Genomic DNA, 25159 nt, shown 5'->3' on the forward strand with positions numbered 1-25159 from the left:
AAGTATTTATAGTTTAACTTACCAGTAAGGTTAATGAATTGTATGTTGCGCGCAAGCAACATCGAATTTCGGCCATGCGGCAGCCACAATGATATCACAATTTGGCTCTTTCAAATCCGCAATTCAGTTCCAATTTCAGTCTCGATCCGGAAGGGACATCTGGCAATTTCCCCGCCAATGCTTCGCTGAGAGACAGATGATAAGCGGCGCGGGACTGAAAGGAGAAAAGTATGCGTGTACTCATTGCTGGCCTCATGGCCTCCGCTTTTGCGATTGCGGGCGTTTCGGTAGCTCAGGCCGCCGATGCGGTCGATCAGGTTCCGGAAGCACCGGTTGCCCAGGACGCACCGGTCAAGCCTGCCGGCAACTGGGAGGGCTTCTATCTCGGCGGCGCCGGCACTTACAACATGGGTGACTTCGGTTCCGATCGCCACACCTACGGTTTCGGCGGCCAGGTCTTCACCGGCTACAACTGGCAGCAGGGCCAGATCGTTTACGGCGTTGAATCCGATCTCGGCTACAGCGGCGACGACGTTTCCGAAGGCGGCGTCAAGAACAAGTATGGCTGGAACGGCTCCGTCCGTGGCCGCGTCGGCTACGACATGAACCCCTTCCTGCTGTACGGCACGGCTGGTCTGGCTCTCGGCAACGTCAAGGTTTCCGACGGCACGTCCGACGAAAGCAAGACGAACGTCGGCTATACGGTCGGCGCCGGTGTCGAAGCCTTCGTGACCAACAACATCACGACGCGCCTGGAATATCGCTACACCGACTACCAGAGCAAGGATTACGATCTCGACTCCGGCAGCTTCTCGCGCGGTTACGACGAGAACAGCGTCAAGCTCGGTATCGGCGTCAAGTTCTAAGCCGATCGACCCTTCCGAACATACAGAAGCCGGGCTCATCGCCCGGCTTTTTGCTGCTTGCCCGTTGCTTGCAGGCGCTTTGTGATTTCTGGATCAGGCGCTGGCCTTGAGTTCGCGATGGGCGGGAAATTTCTTTTCGAATTGCGCCAGCCAGTCGATCAGCGGCGCGTGATCGGCTTCCCACTGGTCCTTGAAGCGCAGGTCGAGATAGTCGAGCGTGGCGGCCAGCGCGAAATGTCCGCCATTGAGCCCCTTGCCGAGTTTCGGCGGCTTGGCGCCGAGATGGGCGAGCCCCGCCGTCACCTTCTTCCATTGCCGGTCGATCCAGGGCTGGTGAACCTTCTCCTCCTCGCGGAAGCGGCGCTCGTAGACGATCGTCAGCAGGCAGTCGCAGATGCCGTCGCAGAGCGCTTCGAGGACTTCCGCATCCGTGCGCTTGCCCTTCTTGGAGGGATAGAGCCCGCCCTTCGTCAGCCGGTCGAAATAATGCATGATCGCGACGCTGTCGAAGATCGAAGCTCCGTCATCGGTTAGAAGCGTCGGGATCTTGCCGAGCGGATTGTTGTCCACCAGGATCGCCGGTCCGGTATTAGTGTCGACCCGGATGGCGTCGATCTCGATACCCAGAAAGTGCGCGGCCATCCGCACCTTGCTGGAATAGGGTGAGGCGGGTGAGCAAAGAAGCTTCATGGGACACCTGACAAGATTGTGGCTAATGCATGCGCCCAAAAGTGTGCAGCGGTTTTGGGCGATGCGCTCTGGCGCGGACTATCCCCGAAGCTAGCGCATAACCCCGAAAATCAAAACGATTTTCGGAAAGGATTATGCGCAAATTCAAAGTGCTACAGCGTCCTTTGCGCGCCTGAAAGACGCGCGGCGCTATAGTCCCCGGTCAATCATCCTTGACCGTCTTGCTCTCGCCGCGCAGCCAGAAGGCGCGGTGCGAGGCGAAGCGGTCCTGCGCCAGGTGGTCCTTCAGCGCCGGCAGCATCTGGTGCAGCTCATCCTTCAGCGTGAAGGGCGGGTTGACGATGACGAGGCCGGAGCCTGTCAGTCCCGTCGTGCCGCGGTCGCTGCGCACGGTGAGTTCGGCGCAGAGCATTTTCGGGATGTCGAGCGCCTGCAGCGTCTCGTGGAATTCCTTGATCGGCGCGCCCTTTTTCAGCGGATACCACAGGCAATAGGTGCCGCCGGGAAAGCGGCGATAGGCTTTTTCCAGCCCGGCAGCCAGGCGCTGATATTCGTCCTCTTCCTCGAAAGCCGGATCGACGAGCACGATGCCGCGCTTTTCCTTCGGCGGCAGATGCGCGCCGAGTGCCAGCCAGCCGTCGAGCTCGGTGATGCGGGCGTGGTGATCGCCCTCGAAAAGCCGGTGCAGGCGGGCATAATCCTCAGGATGCAGTTCCATCGCCGACAACCGGTCCTGCGGTCGGAACAGCATGCGCGCAAGCTTCGGCGATCCGGGATAGAAGCGGATGCCGCCCTCGGGATTGAGTTCGCGGATGGCCGAGAGGTAGGGCTCCAGCAGTTCGGAAACCTGCGGCCCGAGTTCCGCCTGCATCAGCTTGCCGATACCCTCCAGCCATTCTCCGGTCTTCTGCGCTTCCTCGGAGGAGAGGTCGTAGAGCCCGATGCCGGCATGCGTGTCGAGCACGCGGAATGCCGCGTCCTTCTTCTGCATGTAGCGGATCAGCCGCGCCAGCACGGCATGTTTCAGCACATCGGCAAAATTGCCCGCATGATAGATGTGGCGGTAGTTCATTTTCGCTGATGTCCGTATGAATTCGCGTTATCGGGAGTTTTTGTGGCTTTTGGCCATAGAAGCCTTGCAATATACAAAGGCCATGAACATTGCGACCCCCATCCACGCCAAATCCCCGAAGCTGGACAGCAAGATCGGCCACACGGCCTGTCCGCATGACTGTCCTTCCACCTGCGCGCTCGAGGTCGAGATATCGGAGGACGGCCGCATCGGCCGCGTGCGCGGCGCAAACGATCATTCCTATACGTCGGGCGTCATCTGCGCCAAGGTCGCCCGCTATGCCGAACGGCTCTATCATCCTGACCGGCTGATGCATCCCTTGCGCCGCGCCGGCGCCAAGGGGGCAGGGCAGTGGCAGCAGATTTCCTGGGAGAATGCGCTTGACGAGATCGCCGAAGCTTTCCTGAAGGCTGAGGCAAAGGACGGCAGCGAGGCGATCTGGCCCTATTTCTATGCCGGCACCATGGGCTGGGTGCAGCGCGACTCGATCGACCGCCTGCGTCATGCCAAGCGTTATTCCGGCTTCTTCTCCTCGATCTGCACCAACCTCGCCTGGACCGGATTCACAGTGGCGACCGGTGCGCTGCGCGGGCCGGATCCCCGCGAGATGGGCCGCACCGATTGCGTCGTCATCTGGGGTACCAATGCGGTCTCGACCCAGGTCAACGTGATGACCCACGCCATCAAGTCCCGCAAGGAACGCGGCGCGAAGATCGTCGTCATCGACATCTACGACAATCCGACGATGAAGCAGGCCGACATGGCCCTGATCGTCAAGCCGGGCACCGACGCCGCACTTACCTGCGCTGTCATGCACATCGCCTTCCGCGACGGTTACGCCGATCGGGACTATATGGCGAAATACGCCGATGATCCCGCCGGTCTCGAAGCGCATCTGAAGACGAAGACGCCGCAATGGGCGGCTGATATCACCGGCCTTTCGGTCGAGGAGATCGAAGCCTTCGCGCGCCTCGTCGGCACGACGAAAAAGACCTTCTTCCGTTTGGGTTATGGCTTCACCCGCCAGCGCAACGGCGCGGTCGCCATGCATGCGGCGGCTTCGATCGCCACCGTCCTCGGCTCCTGGCAATATGAGGGCGGCGGGGCCTTCCATTCGAACACCGATATCTTCCGCATGAACAATGCGGAATTGACCGGCCGGTCGATGAAGGATGCCGATATCCGCGTGCTCGACCAGTCGCAGATCGGCCGGGTGCTGACCGGCGATGCGGTGGCGCTGCGCCATCGCGGTCCGGTGACGGCGATGCTGATCCAGAACACCAATCCCGCCAACATCGCCCCTGAGCAGCGCCTCGTCAGACGCGGCTTCGCCCGCGACGATCTCTTCGTCGCTGTCCACGAGCAGTTCATGACCGAAACGGCCGATATCGCCGACATCGTGCTGCCGGCGACGATGTTCGTCGAGCACGACGATATTTACCGCGCCGGCGGGCAGAACCACATCCTGCTGGGACCGAAGCTGGTCGAGCCGCCGCCAAGCGTGCGCACCAATCTCTTCGTCATCGAGGAACTGGCAAAACGTCTCGGTGTTGCCGACCGCCCCGGCTTCGGCTTCACAGCCCGCGAGATGATCGACCGCGTTCTGAAATCGAGTGACCTGCCGGATTACGACCATTTCCTCGAACACAAATGGTTCGATCGCCAGCCGGCTTTCGAGGACGCCCATTTCCTGAACGGCTTTGCCCATCCCGACGGCAAGTTCCACTTCCGCCCGGACTGGATCAACCAGCCGGCGCCGAACAAGCCGCCGGCCGCGATCGGCGTGCTCGGGCCGCATGCCGAGCTGCCTGTATTTCCCGATCAGGTCGATGTCATCGAAGTCGCCGATCCCGAGCACCCCTTCCGTCTCGCCACGTCGCCGGCGCGCAACTTCCTGAATTCGAGCTTTTCCGAGACCAAGACCTCGCGTCAGAAGGAAGGCCGTCCGGAAGTGATGATCAATCCGTCAGATGCCGAAGCCAGCGGCATCGGCCATGGCGATCTCGTCCGCATCGGCAACGGCCGCGGCGATCTGCGCATCCATGCCCGCGTCACCACCGAGGTGAAGCCGGGCGTGCTCATCGCCGAGGGGCTCTGGCCGAACAAGGCGCATGTCGACGGTGAGGGCATCAACGTGCTGACGGGCGCAGATCCGGTCGCGCCTTATGGCGGGGCGGCCGTACACGACAATAAGGTCTGGCTTCGCAAGGACATAGCATGATGCAGCCGAAATCACGGGTGAAAATCGTCAGCGAGGAAACCCTGTCGAATGGGTGGACGCGGCTGACCAGCTACCTGCTTGACTATATCGACCGCAGGGGCGCGACCCAAAGGTTGAAGCGGGAAGTCTACCACCGCACGCAGGCTGCCTGCATCCTGCTCTACGATCCCAAGCGCGACCTCGTCGTCCTCGTCCGTCAGTTCCGCCTTCCTGTCCATCTGCATGGCGATCCCGCCTGGACAATCGAGGTGCCGGCCGGTCTTCTCGACGACGACCATCCCGAGGCGGCGATCCGCCGCGAGGCGATGGAGGAAACCGGCTATCACCTGCGTGATGCCCGCTTCCTCTTCAAAGCCTATTCTTCGCCGGGCTCGGTCACCGAAGTCGTTCATTTCTTCGCCGCCCTGATCGACACTGCCGATCGCGTCGCGGAAGGTGGCGGACTGGATGAGGAGCATGAGGACATCGAGGTTCTTGAAATCCCTCTCGACGAGGCCGCTCGGATGATCGAAACCGGCGAGATCTTCGACGCCAAAACGATCATGCTGTTGCAATGGGCTTTGTTGAACAGGGGCAGGCTTCAATAGCGCCCAAATTTCATACGAGTGTCACGAAGCAGTTCTAAGCGCTGCGGCTTGTCGATCATCGGATACGGTCAGGAGAAAGCCCATGTGGCTCAGCAATTTCACCCTCGTTCTCCCAAACGAGGTGGTGAGTGAAGGTTCCGTGCGTGTCGAGGATGGCATGATCGCCGAGATCAGGCCGGAGCCGGTCGCGGCTGCCGCCATCGATGGCGGCGGGCGGCTGCTGATGCCGGGATTTGTCGACCTGCATGGCGACATGATCGAGCGCGAGATCGCGCCGCGGCCGAACGCGACCATGCCGATCGATTTCGGCATCCACGAACTCGACAAGAAGCTTGCCGCCGCCGGTGTCACCACGGCCTTTGCCGCCGTCTCCTTCGCCACCGAAAGCGTCTACGGCCACGTCCGCTCGCTGGAGACGACGTCGGCCGTGATCGAGGGCATCAACCGGTTGCGTAACGATCTGCTGATCGACCATCGCGTCCACGCCCGCTATGAAATCACCAATGTCGGTGCGGCGCCCGTGCTCGAACGTCTGCTGAACGCCGATGAGATCGATATGGTCTCGCTCACCGACCACACGCCGGGCCAGGGCCAATACAACAACCTGCAGAGCTATATCCTCAGCATCTCCGAGCGCCGCGCCATCTCCGAGGAAATGGCCGCCGAGATCGTCGCCAAGCGCATCGCCATGCGCAACAATCCCGAGATCGAAGCCAAGCTGAAGGAGATCGTCGCGCTGTCGCTGAAGCACAAGCTGTCGCTTGCCTCGCATGATGATGACAGCGTCGAAAAAGTCGCCGAGATGCACGACCTCGGCGTCACGATCAGCGAATTTCCTGTCACCGCGCCTGCGGCTGAAGAAGCCCGCCGCCGCGGCCTCTGGACGCTGATGGGCGCTCCGAACGCCCTGCGCGGCCAGTCGATGTCCGGCAATCTCAGCGCGCTTGCTGCCGCCAAGGCAGGGCTGCTCAGCGTCATCGCCGCCGACTATCATCCTGCCGCCTTCGTCCCCGGCATCTTCAAGCTCGCCGACATGGTGGAAGGCGGCTTCCCCGCAGCCGTCGCCATGGCGACCGGCAATGCCGCCCGCTCCGCCGGCCTCCTCGACCGTGGCGAGATCGCTCTCGGCCAGCGCGCCGATCTGGTCGCGGTCGAACCGGGCGATATCAACCGCATCCGCGCCACCTTCCGCGCCGGCCGCTTCGTCTATAGCGACGGCACGCTGCCTCCGCTGCGGGCGATGGCGGCTTGACGCAATTCACCTAAAACTTGTGTGTTTCGCTCCTCACCCTAACCCTCTCCCCGTAAAAACGGAGAGAAGGTGCCGGCAGGCGGATGAGGGGCAGCCCTTGAACCAGAGCCATTAAGATGCGCTTTATGCGCGGTCGCCGATCAGCGAAATCAACTGCGCCTTAGGGACGACAGCGGAAGTCTCCGCGCCCACCGCCTTGCCGCCGTCCATCGTCACGCGGCCTTCGGCAAAGAGCCGCAGCGCTTGCGGATAGATTTGGTGCTCGACGGTGAGCACCCGCGCGGCCAGGCTTTCGGCGGTGTCGCCTGTGAGAATCGGGACGGCCGCCTGGCCGATGACCGGCCCTTCGTCCATGCCTTCGGTGACGAAATGCACCGTGCAGCCGGCGATCCGCATGCCGGCGTCGATGGCGCGCTGATGTGTGTGCAGGCCCGGGAACAACGGCAGCAGGGAAGGGTGGATGTTGAGCATCCGGCCCTCGTAACGCTGGATGAAGGTCGCCGTCAGCAGCCGCATATAGCCTGCGAGGCAGAGGATATCGGGTGAAAGCGTATCGAGCGCGGAAAAGATCGCCGCCTCATGCGCCTCTTTACTCGCATAGTCCTTGCGAGGAAAGGCGAAGGTGGCGATGCCTTCGGCATCAGCCTTGGCAAGTCCGCCGGCATCCGCCTTGTCGGAAATCACGCCGACGATCTCGGCTGGGTAGTCGGCGGCTTTCGCGGCCGCGACCAGCGCCATCATGTTGGAGCCGCTGCCCGAAATGAAGACGACGACGCGTTTGCGCGGCGTGCTCATAGGGCAAGCGTGCCCTTGTAGACCGTGCCGGCAGCGCCTTCGTCGCGGGCGATCATGCGGCCGAGGGTGACGACCTTTTCGCCTTCGGCTTCCAGCGCTGCGGAAACCGCCGCGACATCCTCTTCGGCGACGACGACGATCATGCCGATGCCGCAGTTGAAGGTGCGCAGCATTTCCTTGGCCTCGACGCCGCCAGATTTGGCGAGCCACGAGAAGACCGGCGGCACCTTGACGGCGTCAAGGTCGATCTCGGCCGCCAGATGCTTCGGCAGCACGCGCGGAATATTCTCGGGGAAGCCGCCGCCGGTGATGTGGGCGAGGGCCTTCAATGCGCCCGTCTCGCGGATCGCTTTCAGGAGCGGCTTTACATAGATGCGGGTCGGCTCGAGCAGCGCTTCGCCGAGCTTCTTGCCTTCGGCGAACGGCGCCGGAGCATCCCAGCCGAGGCCGGAGAGTTCGACGATCTTGCGCACCAGCGAGAAGCCGTTGGAATGGACGCCGGAGGAGGCGAGGCCGAGGATCACGTCGCCCTCGGCGATATCGCCCGACGGCAGCAGTTGGCCGCGTTCGGCAGCACCTACGGCAAAACCGGCGAGATCGTAGTCGCCGGAGGAATACATGCCCGGCATTTCGGCGGTTTCGCCGCCGATCAGCGCACAGCCCGCCTCGCGGCAGCCCGCCGCAATGCCGCCGACGATGGCGGCACCCTGGTCGGGATCGAGCTTGCCGGTCGCGAAATAGTCGAGGAAGAACAGCGGCTCGGCGCCCTGGACCACCAGATCGTTGACGCACATGGCGACGAGGTCGATGCCGACGGTGTCGTGATAATCCGCATCGATCGCGATTTTCAGCTTGGTGCCGACGCCGTCATTGGCGGCGACGAGAACCGGATCGGTAAAGCCCGCGGCCTTGAGGTCGAAGAGCCCGCCGAAGCCGCCGATCTCGCCGTCGGCGCCGGGGCGGCGGGTCGAGCGCACCGCCGGCTTGATCTTCTCGACGAGGAGGTTGCCGGCATCGATGTCGACGCCCGCATCGCTGTAGGTCAGGCCGTTTTTCCCAGACTGGCTCATGCTGGTCTCCGATGGCTGTTTTCAGGCGGCTAACATGCCGCGTCATCTGCCGGTCGCAATTGCATGACAGGGGCGTTTATGCAAGCGCTGCATGGGAAAAGCCCCCAATTTCCCGCGTCCTCCTTGAGCCTTTCCGGGATTTGGCGCAACAGGGTTGACCATCTTCGCGCCTGCATCCTATGTGCTGAATGGCCGCGCCGGATGAGACGCGGCGTTTATCGGCGGCGAGCGATCAGCGGGGAAGCGATGCCACAGCATGTCAGCGGCAACAGTCTCAAGCGCCAGATCTTCTTCTGGCTGGCCGTGCTCGTCTTCTTCATCGCCTTTCTGTATGTTTTCAGTTCGATCCTGCTGCCCTTCGTCGCCGGCATGGCGATCGCCTATTTCCTCGATCCAGTGGCAGACAGGCTGCAGCGGCTCGGCCTGAGCCGGATGATGGCGACGATCGTCATCCTGATTGCCTTCGTCGTCATTTTCGCCTTGGCGCTGATGATCCTCATTCCCGTGCTCATCAGCCAGTTCAACGATTTCGCCGAGCGGCTGCCGGGGTATATCAGCCAATTGCAGCAGTTCATCACCCAGACGCAGAATTCGCTGCTGCCGGACTGGGTCAAGAGCCAGGCTGGCACGATCAAGGACAATCTCTCCGGCATCCTCTCCGAAGGCATGGGCTTTCTTACGGGATTGTTCGCGCAGCTCTGGAATTCCGGCAAGGCGATCGTCGATGTCATATCGCTGCTCGTCGTCACCCCCGTCGTCGCCTTCTATATCCTGCTCGATTGGGACCGCATGGTCTCGAAGGTCGACCAGTGGATCCCGCGCGACTATGTCGGCGATGTCCGCCAGATCGCCAAAGAGATCGACCAGGCGATCGCCGGCTTCATCCGCGGCCAGGGCTCGCTCTGCCTCATCCTCGGCGTTTATTATGCCGCCGGGCTTTCTCTGGTCGGTCTGAATTTCGGCCTGCTCATCGGCCTCTTCGCCGGCATGATCAGTTTCATTCCCTATGTCGGTTCGCTTGTTGGTCTCATTCTCGCCGCGGGCGTGGCGCTCGTGCAATTCTGGCCGGATTATCCCTGGATCGGCCTGGTGCTCGCCGTCTTCTTCAGCGGCCAATTCCTGGAAGGCAACATCCTGCAGCCGAAGCTCGTCGGCTCCAGCGTCGGCCTGCATCCTGTCTGGCTGATGTTTGCGCTTTTCGCCTTCGGCGCGCTCTTCGGTTTCGTCGGTCTTCTGGTCGCCGTGCCGGCGGCCGCGGCCGTCGGCGTCCTTGTCCGCTTCGCGCTTTCACGCTACCTTCAGAGCGATCTTTATTTTGGCGGGTCGTCAGGCGGCCGCGCTCGGAAGACGAAATCAGTTCCCCATGAATGACGTGAAGAACGCTGATCCGAAGCGTAAGGCCGGAGAGCAGCTTCCCCTGGCCTTTTCGCATGATGTTGCAACCGGCCGCGACGATCTCCTGATCTCGGAGCGTCTCGCGGCGGCGGTTTCGATCGTCGATGCTTGGCCGAACTGGCCCTCGCCGGTCGTTATCCTCGCCGGCCCGGTGGGCTCGGGCAAATCGCATCTCGCCGGCATCTGGAAGGAACATAGCGGGGCGGAGATCATTCATCCCAAGGCCGGCTCCGATGCCGCCGTTGCGGCGGCGAACGGCCCCGTTCTGTTCGAGGATGCCGACCGTCTCGGCTTCGACGACAACACGCTCTTCCACGTCATCAACAGCGTGCGCGAAAACGGCACCAGCCTGCTGATGACAAGCCGTCTCTGGCCGATGTCTTGGTCGGTTCTGCTGCCGGATTTGCGCTCTCGCCTCAAGGCCGCCACTGTCGTCGAGATCGGCGAACCGGATGAGGCTCTGCTGTCGCAGGTGATCGTCAAGCTCTTCGCCGACCGGCAGCTTTATATAGATGACAAACTCGTGCTCTATATCGTCAACCGCATGGAGCGGTCGCTGAACGCAGCCCAGACGATCGTCGAAAGGCTCGACCGGCTGGCGCTGTCGCGGGGCACGAAAATCACCCGGTCTCTTGCCGCCGAAGTATTGAATGAATTGGGAAATTCGGAACCGGCCGATTGACTGTCACAGTTCCGTCGTGAAACTGATATAATTGCCGTCGCGATTGAAAACGGGGGAGCGGACCATGGACAGCGCAGTCGCAGAAAATCAGGAAGCCTTCCCGCAAACCAATGACAACGTTCCCCCGCTGGAAGAACTGCTGACGAGCCCCGAGCGCTTCATCAACCGCGAATTCTCCTGGCTGCAATTCAACCGCCGCGTCCTGGAAGAGACGCTGAATACCGAGCATCCGCTGCTCGAGCGCGTTCGCTTCCTGTCGATCTCCGCTGCCAACCTTGACGAGTTCTTCATGGTGCGCGTCGCCGGCCTCGAAGGCCAGGTGCGCCAGAACATCGCCATCCGCAGCCCCGACGGCAAGACGCCGGCCGAACAGCTCGACTCGATCCTGCAGGAAATCGACCATCTGCAGATGGAACAGCAGGCCTCGCTCGCCGTGCTGCAGCAATATCTCGCCAAGGAAGACATCCTGATCGTGCGGCCGGGCGCCCTGAGCGATGCCGATCGCCAATGGCTGGCGACAGAATTCGAACAGGCGATCTTCCCGGTGCTGACGCCGCTGTCGATCGATCCGGCCCACCCGTTCCCCTTCATTCCAAATCTCGGTTTTTCGATCGGCCTGCAGCTCGTCAGCAAGAGCGGCCGCGAGCCGATGACGGCGCTGCTGCGCCTGCCGCCGGCGCTCGACCGCTTCGTGCGTCTGCCGGATGAGGCGGGCATCATTCGCTACATCACGCTGGAAGATGTCGCCAACATCTTCATCCACCGGCTCTACCCAGGCTACGAGGTGCAGGGCTCCGGTACGTTCCGCGTCATCCGAGACAGCGATATCGAAGTCGAGGAAGAGGCCGAGGATCTCGTCCGCTTCTTCGAAACGGCGCTGAAACGCCGCCGCCGCGGCAAGGTGATCCGCATCGAGACGGACTCGGAAATGCCGGCTTCGCTGCGCCAGTTCGTCGTCCAGGCGCTCAGCATTCCCGACAATCGCGTCGCCGTTTTGCCTGGTCTCCTGGCGCTGAACACTCTCTCCGAGATCACCAAGGCGCCGCGCGACGATCTCAGGTTCCAGCCCTACAATGCGCGATTTCCCGAGCGCGTCCGCGAACATGCCGGCGATTGCTTCGCCGCCATCCGCGAGAAGGACATGGTCGTCCACCACCCCTACGAATCCTTCGACGTGGTGGTCCAGTTTCTTCTCCAGGCTGCGCGCGATCCTGATGTCCTGGCGATAAAGCAGACGCTTTACCGCACCTCCAACGACAGCCCGATCGTCCGCGCGCTGGTCGATGCCGCCGAAGCCGGCAAATCGGTGACGGCGCTGGTCGAGCTCAAGGCGCGCTTCGACGAAGAGGCGAATATCCGCTGGGCACGCGACCTCGAGCGCGCCGGCGTGCAGGTCGTCTTCGGCTTCATCGAACTCAAGACCCACGCCAAGATGTCGATGGTCGTTCGCCGCGAGGAGGGCAAGCTCAGGACCTATTGCCACCTGGGAACGGGCAACTACCACCCGATCACCGCCAAGATCTATACGGATCTCTCCTATTTCACCTGCAATCCCGTCATCGCCCACGACATGGCGAATATCTTCAATTTCATCACCGGCTACGGCGAACCTGAAGAGGGCATGCAGCTCGCGATCTCGCCCTATACGTTGCGCTCGCGCATTCTGCGTCACATCGAGGAAGAGATTCAGCATGCCAGGAACGGCGCGCCGGCGGCGATCTGGATGAAGATGAACGCGCTCGTCGACCCCGACATCATCGATGCGCTCTATCGCGCCAGCCATGCCGGCGTCGAGATCGATCTCGTCGTTCGCGGCATCTGCTGCCTGCGTCCGCAGGTGCCCGGCCTTTCCGAGAAGATCCGCGTCAAGTCGATCGTCGGCCGCTTCCTCGAGCATAGCCGCATCTTCTGCTTCGGCAACGGCCACGGCCTGCCGTCCGACAAGGCGCTGGTTTACATCGGTTCGGCCGACATGATGCCGAGGAACCTCGACCGCCGCGTCGAAACCATGGTTCCGCTGACGAATCCCACCGTTCACGAGCAGGTCTTGTCACAGATTATGCTCGGCAACGTGATTGACAATCAGCAAAGCTACGAGATATTGCCCGACGGTACGTCGCGGCGCATGGAAGTGCGCAGAGGCGAAGAACCGTTCAATGCGCAGCAGTATTTCATGACCAATCCGAGCCTGTCGGGCCGTGGTGAAGCCTTGAAGTCCAGCGCGCCGAAGCTGATCGCCGGCCTGCTCGACGGCCGCAACAACAAGTAAAACTGGACCTAAATGGTTGAATCTGAAGCCCAGGGGCGCCTTCCGGGGATCGCCCCGGTCTCCGTCGTCGACATTGGATCGAATTCCATTCGTCTGGTCGTCTACGAAGGCTTGTCCCGTTCGCCCACGATCCTCTTCAACGAAAAGGTTCTTTGCGGCCTCGGCAAGGGCATTGCTCTGACCGGCAAGATGGACGAAGAAAGCGTTGCCCGGGCGCTTCAGGCCCTTCACCGCTTCAAGGCTCTCTCCGATCAGGCCCGCGCCGCCACCATATACGTGCTCGCGACGGCCGCCGCACGTGAGGCGAGCAACGGTCCCGATTTCATCCATCAGGCGGAGACGATCCTGCAGCGCCACGTCCGCGTGCTCTCAGGTGAGGAAGAGGCTCGTTTCGCTTCGCTCGGCATCATTAGCGGCTTCTTCAATCCCGATGGTATTGCTGGCGACCTCGGCGGCGGTTCGCTTGAGTTGATCGACATCAAGGGCAAGGAAGTCGGCAAGGGCATCACCCTGCCGCTCGGCGGCCTGCGCCTGTCGGAATATGCCGGCGGCTCGCTTTCCAAAGCCCGGACTTTTGCCCGCAAGCAGGTGAAAACGGCAAAGCTCCTGGCGAAAGGCGAGGGGCGCACCTTCTATGCCGTTGGTGGCACCTGGCGAAATATCGCCAAGCTGCACATGGAGCTCACCAATTATCCGCTGCACATGATGCAGGGTTATGAAGTGTCGCTCGAAGCGATGATGCTGTTCCTCGATCAGGTGGCGACCGCGCGCGATTCCAAGGAGCCGGCCCTTCAGGCGGTCTCCAAGCATCGCCGCTCGCTGCTGCCCTTTGGCGCCATCGCCATGAAGGAAGTCCTGAGCGTCATGAAGCCTTCGATGATTTCCTTCTCGGCGCAGGGCGTGCGCGAAGGCTATCTCTATTCACTGCTTTCCGAATCCGAACGCCGCGCCGATCCGCTGCTGGCGGCTGCCGGCGAATTGGCGATTCTGCGTGCCCGATCACCGGAACATGCCCGCGAGCTGGCGGAATGGACCGGCCGCATGATGCCCCTCTTCGGCATCCAGGAAACCGAAGAGGAAAGCCGCTACCGTCAGGCCGCCTGTCTGCTTGCCGATATCAGCTGGCGCGCCCATCCCGATTACCGCGGTCTTCAGGCGCTGAACGTCATCGCCCACTCTTCCTTCGTCGGCATCAGCCACCCTGGCCGCGCTTTCATCGCCCTCACCAACTATTATCGCTTCGAGGGCCTGCACGATGACGGCGCCACCGGGCCGTTGGCGCAGATAGCGACAGCCCCGTTCATTGAGCGCGCCAAGCTGCTCGGCGGCATGCTGCGCGTCGTCTACCTCTTCTCAGCCTCGATGCCCGGCATCGTCAAGAACCTGACCTTCCGCAAATCGTCGAACCCCGACTTCGATCTCGAATTCGTTGTCCCCCCCGAATACCGGGACTTCGCCGGCGAACGCCTGGACGGCCGTTTGCAGCAGTTGTCGAGATTGACGAACAAGAGGCTGGCGTTCCGGTTCGAGTAGGCTGAATTGCGGCCGTTGTGCCGCACCGCACGCCCCCAACAAAAAGGGCGGCACCTTCGCGCCGCCCCCCTGATTCTGTACCCAAACCCCGAATTACTTCGCGTTCAAAAACTCGCCAACCTCAAGCAGGCTGAACTCGTTATTGTCGGCCTTGTCGACGGCGCGGCCGGCCGAGAAGGGGAGGTTGTTGTCGTTGCCGATGATGATGTGCGTGGCGTCGACGCGATCCACGTTTTCGATCGTCACGAACGGCATGTCGTAGACGCCGTCCTTGCTGCCGGCCTTCTTCTTGTTAACGGGGTCCTTGATATCAAGGAGATCGATATAGCCGATCTTGCGGACGGCCTTACCGACATTGGCGTCGTTGAACTCGATCTTGTAGACGCGCTTCAGCACGGCCGGAGCTTCGAAGCAGTCAGGCTTCGGCTGCTTCGGGTCGGCGCAGGCCTTGTCGCTGGTGCCGGCGCCGCTGTCGCGCTCGATGACGAGGGCAGTGGTGTCGTCGAGCATGTTGAAATCGCCGATGGACACCCCCTTGTCCTCGAAGGGATAAAGCCAGCTGCGGCCGGTCCACTTCTTGGAGGCGACGTCGAACTCGATGACGCGGATGGCTGTGTGGCCGTCGACTGCCTCCATCGTGCCGTCATCCTTGTAGATGGCGCCTTCGAGCAGGCCATAGAGCTTGGAGCCGTCCTTCGACATGGCGAGGCCCTCGAAGCCGCCGGAGCGCTTCAGGTTGAAGACCGGCATCTTCGCTGCCGGGTTGCCCGGCAGCTGGATCAGCGGGTTGTCGGGCGAAAGCACCGGCTTGCCGTCGAGCGTCGTCGTGATGACGTTCGTCAGGTGGCCTTCGGTGTCGACCTTCAGGATGTAGGGTCCGAATTCATCGCCCAGCCAGAAACCGTCGGCAACCGGCTGGATCGATTCGATGTCGAAGTCGGCGCCGGTGAGGTAGCGCGTATCCGTGCCTTCGAGCACGATCGGGAAGGGGGCGATCTTGTTGGGATCGGAAAGGAAGAGGTTCTTGACGACTTCAGCCTTGTTGGCCGCCCAGTCGAACTTCATCTGGTGCAGGAAAAGCATGGAGTCCGATGAGTTGCCTTTCGAACCGAAGCCGTTGTCCGAGAGCGTCCAGAAGGTGCCGTCGGCCATCGTCTTGATGCCGGAGAAGCCCTGGATCGGCTGACCGTCGAAGGGAAGCTTCAGGTCGGTGACGCGCGCGCCGTCCTTGCCCGGAACCGTGCCGAGCGCTTCGGTGCGCTTGCGGTCCGGCGTCGTGAACTTGCCGGAATGCTTGAGGAATTCGGGCGCGTCGGCCGGTGCCGCAACCATGGTGTTGGCAGGCAGGATCGCCTGGCCCGCGAGCTTGGCCGGAAATTCCTGCTGATCGGCCGAAGCGGAGCCAGCAATCAGGATGAAAAGCGATACGGAAGCAAAAAGGACGTTCTTCATAATATCCCCATGAAACGGATGCGAATGCCTCCGCTTAGCAGGGCTTCCGTGTCAGGGAATTGACGGTTGGGTGAAGCTTTGGTGACTTGCCTTGCTCAGCCGTGCAGAATGACCGCGGGCGTGTTCAGCACGGTGACCGCGCGTGAGGAAAGTGCCATCACGCCGAGCGCCTGGCCGCGTCCCTTGACGGCATGAATGCCGAGATCCTCACAGGCGACGTCGTCTGGAAATTCCATGCGCCGGGCCAGCTCGGCGGAGATCAGCACCTGCCGGTTCAAGCTGCGGCAGAGCGTCTCCAGCCGGGAGGTCGTATTCACCGTGTCCCCGAAATAGCTGATCTTGTGGTGGTCGACGCCGACTTCCGCCGTAATGATCTCGCCGCCATGAAGGGCGGCGCGGAGCTTCGGCACCTGCCCGTAGCTTTTCCGCCAGCCGGCGGCATTGGCTTCGATATCGGCAAGGATGTCGAAGATACAGCGAACGCAGCGCGCATCCTTGATGCCGCGGGTAAGCGGCCAGGTGATGATCGCCGCATCGCCGACATAGTCGTTGATCATGCCCTTGTGGCGCCGCACGGGCTCGGCGAAGGTCGCAAACAGCGAGCTCAGCAGTTGCTGCGCCCGGAGGTCGCCATGCTTTTCGGCAAAGGCCGTCGAATCGACGAGATCGATGAACAGGAAGACGCGTTCTTCCTTGACCGGATTGCGGTAGCGGCTGATGAGCATGCTGAGGAATACCTCGCGGCCGAGCAACTCCCGCACCCGCAGGATGAAGATCAGCGCCGAGCAGACGGCAAGCGCATAGAGGAAGACCTCGAACGGCATGATGACGAGGTCGAGGGGCGAGGACGGCGTGAGCATGCCGAGCGACCACAGCAGCAGGCCGGCGCAGGCAAAGCCGATGCTCATCAGGATCTCGTAGATCACCAGTTCCGTGATGATGAAAACGAAGGTCGGCAGCTTCTGGATGCGCCTGTAGAGGGTACGAAACAGCACCTTGCGCTCGAAGGCGAGGATCGGCATGCCGATGAAGAGCGCGAAGATAGCTCCGACAACAGGCGTCTGATTGGAATAGAACATCAGATCGTAGACGACGCCGCTGGCAGCCAGCACGATCGAGATCAAGATCCAGTTCTGCGTCGGAGATATTTCCCGCATGCCGCCTCTTCGTCGTGCTGTTTGCTCCCGCTATTGTTTCAGCCGGGAAAAAAGCGTCAAGCGAATTTGATTCTGCCCTGAAACATGTCGAGCAAAACTGTGCAGCTGTTTTGCGGCAAGATATGTCGAAACAAAGGCCTAAAGCGCGGTAGGCGAAGGTAAAAGATCGCGGCGCGCTCAGAGGCTGACGGTTTCGACCTTCCGGCCGACGAAGCGCAATCCGATCTGGCCCTGGATCAGCTGCAGCGCCGGTTCGCCGAAAAGATCGCGCCGCCAGCCGTGCAGGGCAGCGACGTCGGCCTTCTCGCCGTCGGCGGCGATCTTGTCGAGATCCTCGCTGTTGGCGATCACCTTGGGCGCGACGCCGTGTTTTTCCGAGATGAGCTTCAGGAGCACCTTGAGCAGCTCGACGGCAGCCGCAGCCCCCTCTGGCGCCTGAGTCTGGCGTGGCACATGCGGCATATCTGCCTTCGGAAGAGCCAGCGCCGCATTGACGGCCTCGACGACGGCGCCGCCGGAGGCCGAGCGCTCCCAGCCTTTCGGGATGGTGCGCAACCGGCCGAGCGCTTCGGAATCCTTCGGCTGCTGCTGGGCGATTTCGTAGATCGCGTCGTCCTTGAGGACGCGCGAACGCGGCACGTTGCGGGCTCGCGCTTCGCGCTCACGCCAGGCGGCGACAAATTTCAGGACCGCGAGCTCCTGCGGCTTGCGCAGCCGCATCTTCAGCCGCTGCCAGGCGTCGTCGGGATGCATGTCATAGGTTTCGCGCGCTTCGAGAATGTCCATTTCCTCGCGGAGCCAAGACGTGCGGCCTTCGCGATCGAGCTCAGCCTTCAGCGACAGATAGACGTCGCGCAGATGCGTGACGTCGGCCAGCGCATATTCCAGCTGCTTATCGGAGAGCGGCCGGCGGCTCCAGTCGGTGAAGCGCGACGACTTGTCGATATGGACGTTCTTGATGCGGCTGACCAGCTGGTCGTAGGAGACGCTGTCGCCGAAGCCGCAGACCATGGCGGCGACCTGGGTATCGAAGATCGGATGCGGGATGAGATTGCCGCGATTGAAGATGATTTCGATGTCCTGCCGTGCGGCGTGAAAGACCTTCAACACCTTCGTATCGGCCATCAGCTCGAAAAAGGGAGCGAGATCGAGGCCCTTCGCCAGCGGATCGACGAGAACTTCGATCGTCGGGCTCGCCATCTGGATCAGGCAGAGCTCCGGCCAGAATGTCGTCTCGCGCAGGAATTCGGTGTCGATGGTAATGAAGTCGGACTTGGCCAGCTCTTTGCAGGCGGCCGCCAAATCGGCGGTGGTTTCGATCATATCATTTCATTCGCAAGGAAAAGGTCGGTTGAACCTTCCTTCTCCTTTCGGTTCGATATGTCAATACAACAGCATACGCCTTCCAGCATTGCTGGCTAAGAATCACGACCAAACTGTGGCAAAGCTGAGCCTCAGCTCACTCTCACATAGCTCGTCATGCCCGTCTTTTGGTGTTCGATGATATGGCAATGCAGCACCCAGTCGCCAGGATTGTCGGCGACGAAGGCGAGCTGCACTTTCTCGTCGGGCTGGACGAGATAGGTATCGGAGACCAGCGGCATCACCTCCCGCGTCGACGAGGAAATCACCGTGAAACTCATGCCGTGCAGGTGAATCGGATGCGCATGCGGCGTGGTGTTCTCCAGATTGAAGACATAGCTTTTGCCAAGTTTCAATTCCGCGAGCGGCGCGGTCGGATCGGGCGTGTCGCCTGGCCACGGCACCTTGTTGATGGCCCAGAAACTGTAGCCGAGCGTGCCGCAGATGCTCTCGACGGCGGCATTCTCGGCCGTGGCGCTCAGCACCAGCGGGATCTCTTCCGCAGCGGAAAGATCAGCTTTGGGGACAGGGTTTTCGGCCAGCGGTCCGAGATCGCCGATGTCGCGCTTCAGCGACTGTCCGACGGCGCGCAGGCTGGCAATCGTCTTCGGCGTGGTGCCGCGGATGTCTTCGAGCGTCGCGATGGCGCCTTCTCCATCAGGCATGCGCACGGCAAGATCGAGCCGCTGACCGGGTCCGATCTGCAAGAGGTCGAGAGGGAAGCGCTTCGGCACCGGATTGCCGTCGATGGCGATGACGGTCGCATCGGCGCCTTCCATCTTCAGCGAAAAGATGCGCGTCACGTCGGTGACGGCGATACGCAGCCGCACGAGCCCGCCGGCCGGCGCATCATATTGCGGCTCTTGATGCCAGTTGGCGGTGCGCACCGTGCCGTAGGTGCCGGCCTTCGCCGCATCGCGCGGCCGGAAGGGCGCGATGAATTGCCCATCGCCCCCGAGCCGCCAGTCGCGCAGGTTCAGCAGCACCTCCGCGTCGAATTCGGGATCGGCCGGGTCCTCGACGACGATCATGCCCGTCATTCCGTGCCCCATCTGCGTCAGCGTATTGCAATGGGGATGATACCAGAAGGTGCCGGCATCGGGCGGCGTGAAGGCGTAGTCGAAGCTGTCTCCGGTATAGACGTAAGGCTGAGTCACGAAAGGCACGCCGTCCATGCGATTGTCGATACGCAGCCCGTGCCAGTGGATCGTCGTCGGCTCGTCGAGCTTGTTGACCAGGTGCGCCGCAAAGGGCCGCCCCTTGATCATCCGGAGAGTAGGCGGCATGCCGTCCTGACCCCAGCTCATCACGTCTCTGGTCGCTCCTGCCTCTGTCAGCAGGGCCTCGGTCTTCAGCGCCGTCAGCAGTTGCGGCTCCGCGGCTGCCTCGGCAAAACCGAATTTGCCGGCAATGCCGATGCCGGCACCATAGGCGCCCGCGACGGCGGATGCCTTCAGCAGGTTGCGGCGGGTAAGGAGAGGCATGGGGCGCTCCGTGATGAGAATGCGTCCTTTTAAAGTTGACCGGCATTTTCATCAATATGGCAGGCGCGGGCCAAACTGCCGCAGTGCTGACGTCGCCGCCTCGCCATAAAGGCGTGCCAAACACCCGGCTGCGCGTGCCAAGCCTTGACAAATCGGAGCGTCCATGCGCTTTTCCGCCCGATTTTCTTGTCGGCGCTTGAGGGTCTTGGAGCCCTTGCAGCCGTCTCAGCACATCCAGGATTTGAGATCATGCATCGCTACCGCAGCCACACATGCGCCGCCCTCCGCAAGACGGATGTCGGCTCGACCGTCCGCATCGCCGGCTGGGTCCACCGCGTTCGCGACCATGGCGGCGTTCTCTTCATCGACCTTCGCGACCATTACGGCATCACCCAGGTCGTCGCCGATCCCGACAGCCCGGCCTTCAAGATGGCCGAAACCGTGCGCGGCGAATGGGTCATCCGCATCGACGGCCTCGTCAAGGCCCGCACCGAAGACACCGTCAACAAGACCATGGCGACCGGCGAGATCGAGCTCTACGCCCAGGAGATCGAAGTCCTCTCCGCCGCCAAGGAACTGCCGCTGCCGGTCTTCGGCGAGCCGGAATATCCGGAAGACGTCCGCCTCAAATATCGCTTCCTCGATCTTCGCCGCGAGACCCTGCACAAGAACATCGTCAAGCGCACCCAGGTGATTTCGGCCATGCGCCGTGAAATGGGCGGCGCGGGTTTCACCGAATATACGACACCGATCCTGACGGCCTCCTCGCCGGAAGGCGCGCGCGACTTCCTCGTGCCTTCCCGTATCCATCCCGGCACCTTCTATGCCCTGCCGCAGGCGCCGCAGCAGTATAAGCAGCTCTTGATGGTCGCTGGCTTCGACCGCTATTTCCAGATCGCGCCGTGCTTCCGCGACGAGGACCCGCGCGCCGACCGCCTGCCGGGCGAATTCTACCAGCTCGACCTCGAAATGAGCTTCGTGACCCAGGAAGATGTCTGGAACACGATGGGCCCGCTGATCACCAAGGTGTTCGAGGAGTTCGCCGAAGGCAAGCCGGTCACCAAGGAATGGCCGCGCATCCCCTATGACGAGGCGATCCGCAAATACGGCTCCGACAAGCCTGATCTGCGCAACCCGATCGTCATGGAAGCGGTGACCGAACATTTCGCCGGCTCCGGCTTCAAGGTCTTCGCCGGCATGATCGCCTCCAACCCGAAGGTTCAGGTCTGGGCGATCCCGGCAAAGACCGGCGGCTCGCGCGCTTTCTGCGACCGGATGAACGCCTGGGCGCAGAGCCAGGGTCAGCCCGGCCTCGGCTACATCTTCTGGCGCAAGGAAGGCGAAAAGCTCGAAGGCGCCGGACCGCTTGCCAAGAACATCGGCGAGGAGCGCACCGACGCGATCCGCACCCAGCTCGGCCTCGATGACGGCGACGCCTGCTTCTTCGTGGCCGGCGAACCGGAAAAGTTCTACAAGTTTGCGGGCGAGGCTCGCACCAAGGCGGGTGAAGAACTCAACCTCGTCGACCGCGACCGCTTCGAGCTGTGCTGGATCGTCGACTTCCCCTTCTTCGAATGGAGCGAAGAGGAGAAGAAGGTCGACTTCGCCCACAACCCGTTCTCGATGCCGCAGGGCGGCCTCGAAGCACTGCAGAACCAGGATCCCTTGACGATCAAGGCTTTCCAGTATGACGCCGTCTGCAACGGCTTCGAAATCGCTTCCGGTTCGATCCGTAACCAGTCGCCGGAAACCATGGTTGCCGCCTTCGAGAAGGTGGGGCTCAGCCAGCAGGACGTCGAGGACCGTTTCGGCGGCCTCTACCGCGCCTTCCAGTACGGCGCGCCCCCGCATGGCGGCGCCGCCTTCGGTATCGACCGCATCATCATGCTGCTCGTCGGCGCCAAGAACCTGCGCGAAATCTCGCTCTTCCCGATGAACCAGCAGGCGCAGGACCTGCTGATGGGCGCGCCGAGCCCGGCAACGCCGACGCAGCTGCGCGAACTTGCGATCCGGCCGATCCCGCCGGTGAAAAAGGACTGATGGTTCTCTCAGCCCGAATGCAAAAGCCCGGCGATGGTTGTCGCCGGGCTTTTGCTATTTCGGTCGCTCACAATGCCGCGTAGATCGCCTCGCGAAGATCGACTGTGAACTTGCCCCACATGCCTTCGAGCGTCGTGTTCGTCAGCGCAACGACCGTCAGTCCGTTGACCGGGTCGATGAACCAGCTATGGCCGTAGACACCGCCCCATTTCAGCGTGCCGGCGGGGAAGGGGACGCCTGCCTCGACCGGGTCTGTGATGACGGACCACCCGAAGCCAAAGCCGGAGCCGGGTTCGTATTGCTGGCGGTGGCCGCCAGCCTGGTCCGTCATCATCATCCGTACGGTCTCGCTCGAGAGCAGCGGCGCGCCGCCCTTGCGGATGGTTTCGAGGATGGCCAGGATGTCACCCGCCGTTCCCGCCATGCCGGCGCCGCCTGAATGGTAGGAGGCCGGATCGAAGATGCGGTTCGGCGCGAAGCGGATGGAGCCCATAAGCGCCGTCACCTCCGCTTCCTCGCCCATCAGCTCCGGTTCCTGTGAAGCGTTCATATAGGCCGCCGCAAGCCGATTGCGGTCGCGAACCGAAAACGCGGTGTCGACAAGTCCGAGCGGCCTCGTCACCAGCCCGGCAACGGCCTCGCCCAGCGGCAGGCCGGTTTCCGCCTCGATGACGCCACCGAGAACATCCAGGGCGACGGAATATTGCCAGTCGCTGCCCGGCGCGAAGCGCAGCGGTGCGCTTGCAATCCGCCGCAGGTTCTCGGCCAGCGGCAGTCCCGGCTGGTCGAGGCCGTCGGAAACGCCGGCGCTGATATAGGGGCCGCCATCCTCTTCGGAGAAGCGGTAACCCAGGCCGGAAGTATGGGTCAGCAGATGGCGGATGCGAATGGTTGCTTCGCCGCCGTCGGGCAGCCTCGGCCGGAAGTCCGGCAGCCATCGCGTCACCGCGTCGTCGAGCCCGATTCTTGCCTGTTCGATGAGCCGCATCGCGGCGATGGTGACGATCGGCTTGGTGATGGAGGCGAGCCTGAAGATAGTGTCCTCGCGCATCGCCACGTCATTTTCGCGATCGGCAAGGCCGGCGGCGCGGCGATGGACGATTTCTCCGTCGCGGGCGACGAGCACCACAGCTCCGACCAGCCGCTTGTCGTCGAGCGCGCTTGTGATTGCCGCGTCGACCGCCGCGGCAAGGGATGAATGCCTGGCGGCCTCTGCCTTTTCGAGGGGAAGACTCATCAGATTAAACCTTCTATAATCACAATGACCGTTCCTGAATATAGCAAGCCGTCTTGAATTTCTAGAGTGATCATTGTGAAAAATAGCGATGACGTGAAAAATCCTCCTGCCCGCCGCCGCGGCCGCCCACCCGCCTTCGACCGCGAGACGGTCCTGGCAGCGGCCCGCGAGACCTTCTGGGCGCACGGATACGAGGGCGCCTCGATAGCCGATCTCACCGCCGCCATGGGCATCACGCCGCAAAGCCTCTATGCCGCCTTCAACTCGAAGGCCGATCTCTATCGTGAGGCGCTGCAACAATACCGAACGCTGGGCGCGAACACGTTTTCGGCGCTCGTCGAGCCGATCGATACCGTCTCTGTCTTCGAGCGTATATTGCGGGGTTCGGCCGCAATCTTTTCGGCGCCGGAGCATCCGAAAGGCTGCATGATCTCGACAGCGGTGCTGAACTGCGCCAGCGAGAACGACGCCGTTGCCAATCATGTCGCGGCGCTGCGCCGTCAGTCGCTGAACATCTTCGCAGCAAGGATCGAGCGCGGCATCCGCGAAGGCGATATCAAGGCCGGGACCAACGCTCGCGCACTGGCACGATTCCTCGCCGCTATCGTCCAGGGAATGTCGGTGCAGGCGAGGGATGGGGCCTCATATGAGGATTTGCTCGATATCGCAGCGCTGGCCATCGCCGAAGTTGCCCGCCATCGTGCCTGAAAAAGAAAAGGCTCGGCAGCGGAACTGCCGAGCCCCTTATCCGTGAAAAAGGCCGATCAGTCGTTGGCCGTAACCTTGACGCCGAGCACCTGCGGCAGCGTGTTCGGAGCGCCCATAGCGGCGCCGACGATCGTCGGGAAGGGCACCGGCTTTTCAGGCGCGGCGCTGACCGTCAGGCTCTTCGGGTCGTCGAGGAAGGTGTTGACGGCGGCCGAAACGGCATTCTGCAGCTCCGGGATATTCAGCTGGGCCAGCATGATCGGCGTCATCGCCTTCAGCGAATCCGCCATCTGCTTGCCGGACATATTCTGCTGCGAACCGGCATAGTCGAGCGCGCGCTTGGTGATAGAGGCATCTTCGAAGCGCACCTTTGCGCCCTCGAAAGACAGTTGCTGCATCAGACCGAGCATGGCGAGGCCGAGCGCCTGCTGCGACTGTTCCTTGTTCGGGTTGGCTTCGGATTCCTTCATCGCATCCTGCATCGACTTGATGAAGGCCATCGTGTAGCCCGAGATTTTGAAGCCAAGGTTCAGCTTGCCGACGTTGGTGAAGTCGAAGGCGAATTCCGAAATGTCGATCGTGCCCGGCGCGAGTTCCCAGGCGCCCTTCATGGTGATGTCGCCCTGGATGTGCTGCAGGGCGAGCTTCTCGATCGCATCCTTGCTCTGCGGATCTTCGGCCTTGCTGAGATCGGCCTTCATGCTCTTGAAGGCGCCGTCGAAATCGAAGCCGGATTCATCTTCGCGCAGCGTCAGATTCATGTCGCTCTGGAGCACGGAGAAGACTTCCGCACCATCCTTGACCACCTTCAGCGGCCCGGTATGGGCGGTTTCATAGAGCATCATGGTGTCGAGCGAGTCGCCGCCCGGCGTCGCCGGAACGGAAATGCCGCCGAGCGTCAATTCCTGCGCGGTCACCGTGACGCCTTCTTTCGTCGTGTTGATGTCGGGGAAGGCGGCTTCTTCGATGTAGTAGCCGCCATCCTCGTCTTCCTCGACGCCGGAAAGGGTGACTTCGCCGATGGCAAGGCTCTCGCCGCCGGTCGGTTTTACGCTGACATTCTTCAAGACAACGGTCGTGCCGTCGATATCGACGCCATCAGCCGAGATCGTTCCGCCCTGTGCTTCATAGGCAGCATTGAGCTTCTTCAGCAGATCGGCGCCGTCGAGAGCGAAAGCCGAGCCGGTGAGCGAGAAAAAGGCTGCGCCCGACAGCATCAGCCGCGTTGTCCGGTAAAAATTCATGGGGTGATTCCTCTTGTGGCGTGTGGCGGTTTGGAAATCTGCA

The 25159-nt window shown here is 62.0% G+C and carries 20 protein-coding genes; 10 read left to right on the top strand and 10 right to left on the bottom strand.

Annotated features, from left to right (window positions below; all coding sequences use genetic code 11):
• Positions 1 to 230 precede the first annotated feature (230 nt).
• Positions 231 to 866 (top strand): outer membrane protein, encoded by a 636-nt coding sequence (locus QD408_RS04660; RefSeq protein ID WP_088682058.1) that lies wholly within the window; start codon positions 231 to 233, stop codon positions 864 to 866.
• A 93-nt stretch (positions 867 to 959) separates the two neighbouring features.
• Here the strand turns inward: QD408_RS04660 and QD408_RS04665 are convergent, their stop codons facing one another.
• Positions 960 to 1556: a glutathione S-transferase gene (locus QD408_RS04665; protein ID WP_414138501.1), complete on the bottom strand. Its 597-nt coding sequence runs from the start codon at positions 1554 to 1556 to the stop codon at positions 960 to 962.
• Between the two features lie 202 nt (positions 1557 to 1758).
• Positions 1759 to 2628: a 23S rRNA (adenine(2030)-N(6))-methyltransferase RlmJ gene (locus QD408_RS04670; RefSeq protein WP_414138502.1), complete on the bottom strand. Its 870-nt coding sequence runs from the start codon at positions 2626 to 2628 to the stop codon at positions 1759 to 1761.
• A 16-nt stretch (positions 2629 to 2644) separates the two neighbouring features.
• On the opposite strand from QD408_RS04670, the gene QD408_RS04675 reads away from it, so the two are divergent.
• The 3 genes from QD408_RS04675 (at position 2645) to QD408_RS04685 (ending at position 6688) form a co-directional block, all read left to right on the top strand.
• Positions 2645 to 4849 (top strand): molybdopterin-containing oxidoreductase family protein, encoded by a 2205-nt coding sequence (locus tag QD408_RS04675; RefSeq protein ID WP_414138503.1) that lies wholly within the window; start codon positions 2645 to 2647, stop codon positions 4847 to 4849.
• On the top strand, positions 4846 to 5436 hold the full coding sequence (locus QD408_RS04680; RefSeq protein ID WP_088682062.1) for an NUDIX domain-containing protein: 591 nt from the start codon (positions 4846 to 4848) through the stop codon (positions 5434 to 5436). Before QD408_RS04675 ends, QD408_RS04680 begins: the two co-directional genes overlap by 4 nt.
• A gap of 82 nt (positions 5437 to 5518) precedes the next feature.
• Positions 5519 to 6688: an alpha-D-ribose 1-methylphosphonate 5-triphosphate diphosphatase gene (locus QD408_RS04685; RefSeq protein ID WP_414138504.1), complete on the top strand. Its 1170-nt coding sequence runs from the start codon at positions 5519 to 5521 to the stop codon at positions 6686 to 6688.
• A gap of 123 nt (positions 6689 to 6811) precedes the next feature.
• Here the strand turns inward: QD408_RS04685 and purN are convergent, their stop codons facing one another.
• Both purN and purM read right to left on the bottom strand, forming a co-directional pair.
• The gene (purN, locus tag QD408_RS04690) at positions 6812 to 7483 is read right to left on the bottom strand and encodes a phosphoribosylglycinamide formyltransferase (RefSeq protein WP_414138505.1); all 672 of its coding nucleotides are present in this window, start codon (positions 7481 to 7483) and stop codon (positions 6812 to 6814) included.
• Positions 7480 to 8553 (bottom strand): phosphoribosylformylglycinamidine cyclo-ligase, encoded by a 1074-nt coding sequence (gene purM / locus QD408_RS04695; RefSeq protein WP_414138506.1) that lies wholly within the window; start codon positions 8551 to 8553, stop codon positions 7480 to 7482. The genes purN and purM overlap by 4 nt, the downstream gene beginning before the upstream one ends.
• Positions 8554 to 8799: 246 nt before the next feature.
• Between purM and QD408_RS04700 the strand changes: the two genes are divergently transcribed.
• The 4 genes from QD408_RS04700 to ppx all read left to right on the top strand — a co-directional run bounded on the left by QD408_RS04700 (position 8800) and on the right by ppx (position 14432).
• Positions 8800 to 9924, top strand: a complete 1125-nt coding sequence (locus QD408_RS04700) for an AI-2E family transporter (RefSeq protein ID WP_414138507.1) — start codon at positions 8800 to 8802, stop codon at positions 9922 to 9924.
• On the top strand, positions 9917 to 10630 hold the full coding sequence (gene hdaA, locus QD408_RS04705) for a DnaA regulatory inactivator HdaA (RefSeq protein WP_088682067.1): 714 nt from the start codon (positions 9917 to 9919) through the stop codon (positions 10628 to 10630). Before QD408_RS04700 ends, hdaA begins: the two co-directional genes overlap by 8 nt.
• Before the next feature lie 64 nt (positions 10631 to 10694).
• Positions 10695 to 12899, top strand: coding sequence for an RNA degradosome polyphosphate kinase (locus QD408_RS04710; RefSeq protein ID WP_088682068.1), 2205 nt, complete (start codon positions 10695 to 10697; stop codon positions 12897 to 12899).
• Between the two features lie 12 nt (positions 12900 to 12911).
• Positions 12912 to 14432, top strand: a complete 1521-nt coding sequence (gene ppx, locus QD408_RS04715) for an exopolyphosphatase (RefSeq protein WP_414138508.1) — start codon at positions 12912 to 12914, stop codon at positions 14430 to 14432.
• A 93-nt stretch (positions 14433 to 14525) separates the two neighbouring features.
• Here ppx and QD408_RS04720 read toward each other — a convergent pair whose 3' ends face one another.
• From QD408_RS04720 to QD408_RS04735, 4 genes are all read right to left on the bottom strand, one after another.
• Entirely contained in the window at positions 14526 to 15884 is a 1359-nt protein-coding gene (locus tag QD408_RS04720) for an esterase-like activity of phytase family protein (RefSeq protein WP_414138509.1), read from the bottom strand.
• Between the two features lie 95 nt (positions 15885 to 15979).
• Entirely contained in the window at positions 15980 to 17041 is a 1062-nt protein-coding gene (locus tag QD408_RS04725) for an adenylate/guanylate cyclase domain-containing protein (protein ID WP_414138510.1), read from the bottom strand.
• A gap of 177 nt (positions 17042 to 17218) precedes the next feature.
• The gene (gene rnd / locus QD408_RS04730) at positions 17219 to 18364 is read right to left on the bottom strand and encodes a ribonuclease D (protein WP_088682072.1); all 1146 of its coding nucleotides are present in this window, start codon (positions 18362 to 18364) and stop codon (positions 17219 to 17221) included.
• Between the two features lie 131 nt (positions 18365 to 18495).
• On the bottom strand, positions 18496 to 19887 hold the full coding sequence (locus QD408_RS04735; RefSeq protein WP_414138511.1) for a multicopper oxidase family protein: 1392 nt from the start codon (positions 19885 to 19887) through the stop codon (positions 18496 to 18498).
• 249 nt (positions 19888 to 20136) lie between these two features.
• Between QD408_RS04735 and aspS the strand changes: the two genes are divergently transcribed.
• Positions 20137 to 21927: an aspartate--tRNA ligase gene (gene aspS, locus QD408_RS04740; RefSeq protein ID WP_088682074.1), complete on the top strand. Its 1791-nt coding sequence runs from the start codon at positions 20137 to 20139 to the stop codon at positions 21925 to 21927.
• 67 nt (positions 21928 to 21994) lie between these two features.
• Here aspS and QD408_RS04745 read toward each other — a convergent pair whose 3' ends face one another.
• Positions 21995 to 23164 (bottom strand): serine hydrolase domain-containing protein, encoded by a 1170-nt coding sequence (locus QD408_RS04745; RefSeq protein ID WP_414138512.1) that lies wholly within the window; start codon positions 23162 to 23164, stop codon positions 21995 to 21997.
• Positions 23165 to 23230: 66 nt separating this feature from the next.
• Between QD408_RS04745 and QD408_RS04750 the strand changes: the two genes are divergently transcribed.
• Entirely contained in the window at positions 23231 to 23872 is a 642-nt protein-coding gene (locus QD408_RS04750; protein WP_414138513.1) for a TetR/AcrR family transcriptional regulator, read from the top strand.
• A gap of 56 nt (positions 23873 to 23928) precedes the next feature.
• Here QD408_RS04750 and QD408_RS04755 read toward each other — a convergent pair whose 3' ends face one another.
• Positions 23929 to 25116 (bottom strand): hypothetical protein, encoded by a 1188-nt coding sequence (locus QD408_RS04755; protein ID WP_414138514.1) that lies wholly within the window; start codon positions 25114 to 25116, stop codon positions 23929 to 23931.
• Positions 25117 to 25159: the final 43 nt, after the last annotated feature.

It is taken from the genome of Rhizobium sp. BR 249, assembly GCF_047445895.1.
GTDB lineage: Bacteria > Pseudomonadota > Alphaproteobacteria > Rhizobiales > Rhizobiaceae > Rhizobium.

Bases quoted from the DNA above. Each gene is read 5' to 3' on its own strand.
- hdaA (WP_088682067.1), top strand. From the start codon at position 9,917: ATGAATGACGTGAAGAACGCTGATCCGAAGCGTAAGGCCGGAGAGCAG.
- QD408_RS04725 (WP_414138510.1), bottom strand. From the start codon at position 17,041: ATGCGGGAAATATCTCCGACGCAGAACTGGATCTTGATCTCGATCGTG.
- QD408_RS04665 (WP_414138501.1), bottom strand. From the start codon at position 1,556: ATGAAGCTTCTTTGCTCACCCGCCTCACCCTATTCCAGCAAGGTGCGG.
- QD408_RS04660 (WP_088682058.1), top strand. From the start codon at position 231: ATGCGTGTACTCATTGCTGGCCTCATGGCCTCCGCTTTTGCGATTGCG.
- QD408_RS04700 (WP_414138507.1), top strand. From the start codon at position 8,800: ATGCCACAGCATGTCAGCGGCAACAGTCTCAAGCGCCAGATCTTCTTC.
- QD408_RS04685 (WP_414138504.1), top strand. From the start codon at position 5,519: ATGTGGCTCAGCAATTTCACCCTCGTTCTCCCAAACGAGGTGGTGAGT.
- ppx (WP_414138508.1), top strand. From the start codon at position 12,912: ATGGTTGAATCTGAAGCCCAGGGGCGCCTTCCGGGGATCGCCCCGGTC.
- purM (WP_414138506.1), bottom strand. From the start codon at position 8,553: ATGAGCCAGTCTGGGAAAAACGGCCTGACCTACAGCGATGCGGGCGTC.
- QD408_RS04670 (WP_414138502.1), bottom strand. From the start codon at position 2,628: ATGAACTACCGCCACATCTATCATGCGGGCAATTTTGCCGATGTGCTG.
- QD408_RS04680 (WP_088682062.1), top strand. From the start codon at position 4,846: ATGATGCAGCCGAAATCACGGGTGAAAATCGTCAGCGAGGAAACCCTG.
- QD408_RS04735 (WP_414138511.1), bottom strand. From the start codon at position 19,887: ATGCCTCTCCTTACCCGCCGCAACCTGCTGAAGGCATCCGCCGTCGCG.
- rnd (WP_088682072.1), bottom strand. From the start codon at position 18,364: ATGATCGAAACCACCGCCGATTTGGCGGCCGCCTGCAAAGAGCTGGCC.
- QD408_RS04720 (WP_414138509.1), bottom strand. From the start codon at position 15,884: ATGAAGAACGTCCTTTTTGCTTCCGTATCGCTTTTCATCCTGATTGCT.
- QD408_RS04755 (WP_414138514.1), bottom strand. From the start codon at position 25,116: ATGAATTTTTACCGGACAACGCGGCTGATGCTGTCGGGCGCAGCCTTT.
- QD408_RS04675 (WP_414138503.1), top strand. From the start codon at position 2,645: ATGAATTCGCGTTATCGGGAGTTTTTGTGGCTTTTGGCCATAGAAGCC.
- QD408_RS04710 (WP_088682068.1), top strand. From the start codon at position 10,695: ATGGACAGCGCAGTCGCAGAAAATCAGGAAGCCTTCCCGCAAACCAAT.
- purN (WP_414138505.1), bottom strand. From the start codon at position 7,483: ATGAGCACGCCGCGCAAACGCGTCGTCGTCTTCATTTCGGGCAGCGGC.
- QD408_RS04745 (WP_414138512.1), bottom strand. From the start codon at position 23,164: ATGAGTCTTCCCCTCGAAAAGGCAGAGGCCGCCAGGCATTCATCCCTT.
- aspS (WP_088682074.1), top strand. From the start codon at position 20,137: ATGCATCGCTACCGCAGCCACACATGCGCCGCCCTCCGCAAGACGGAT.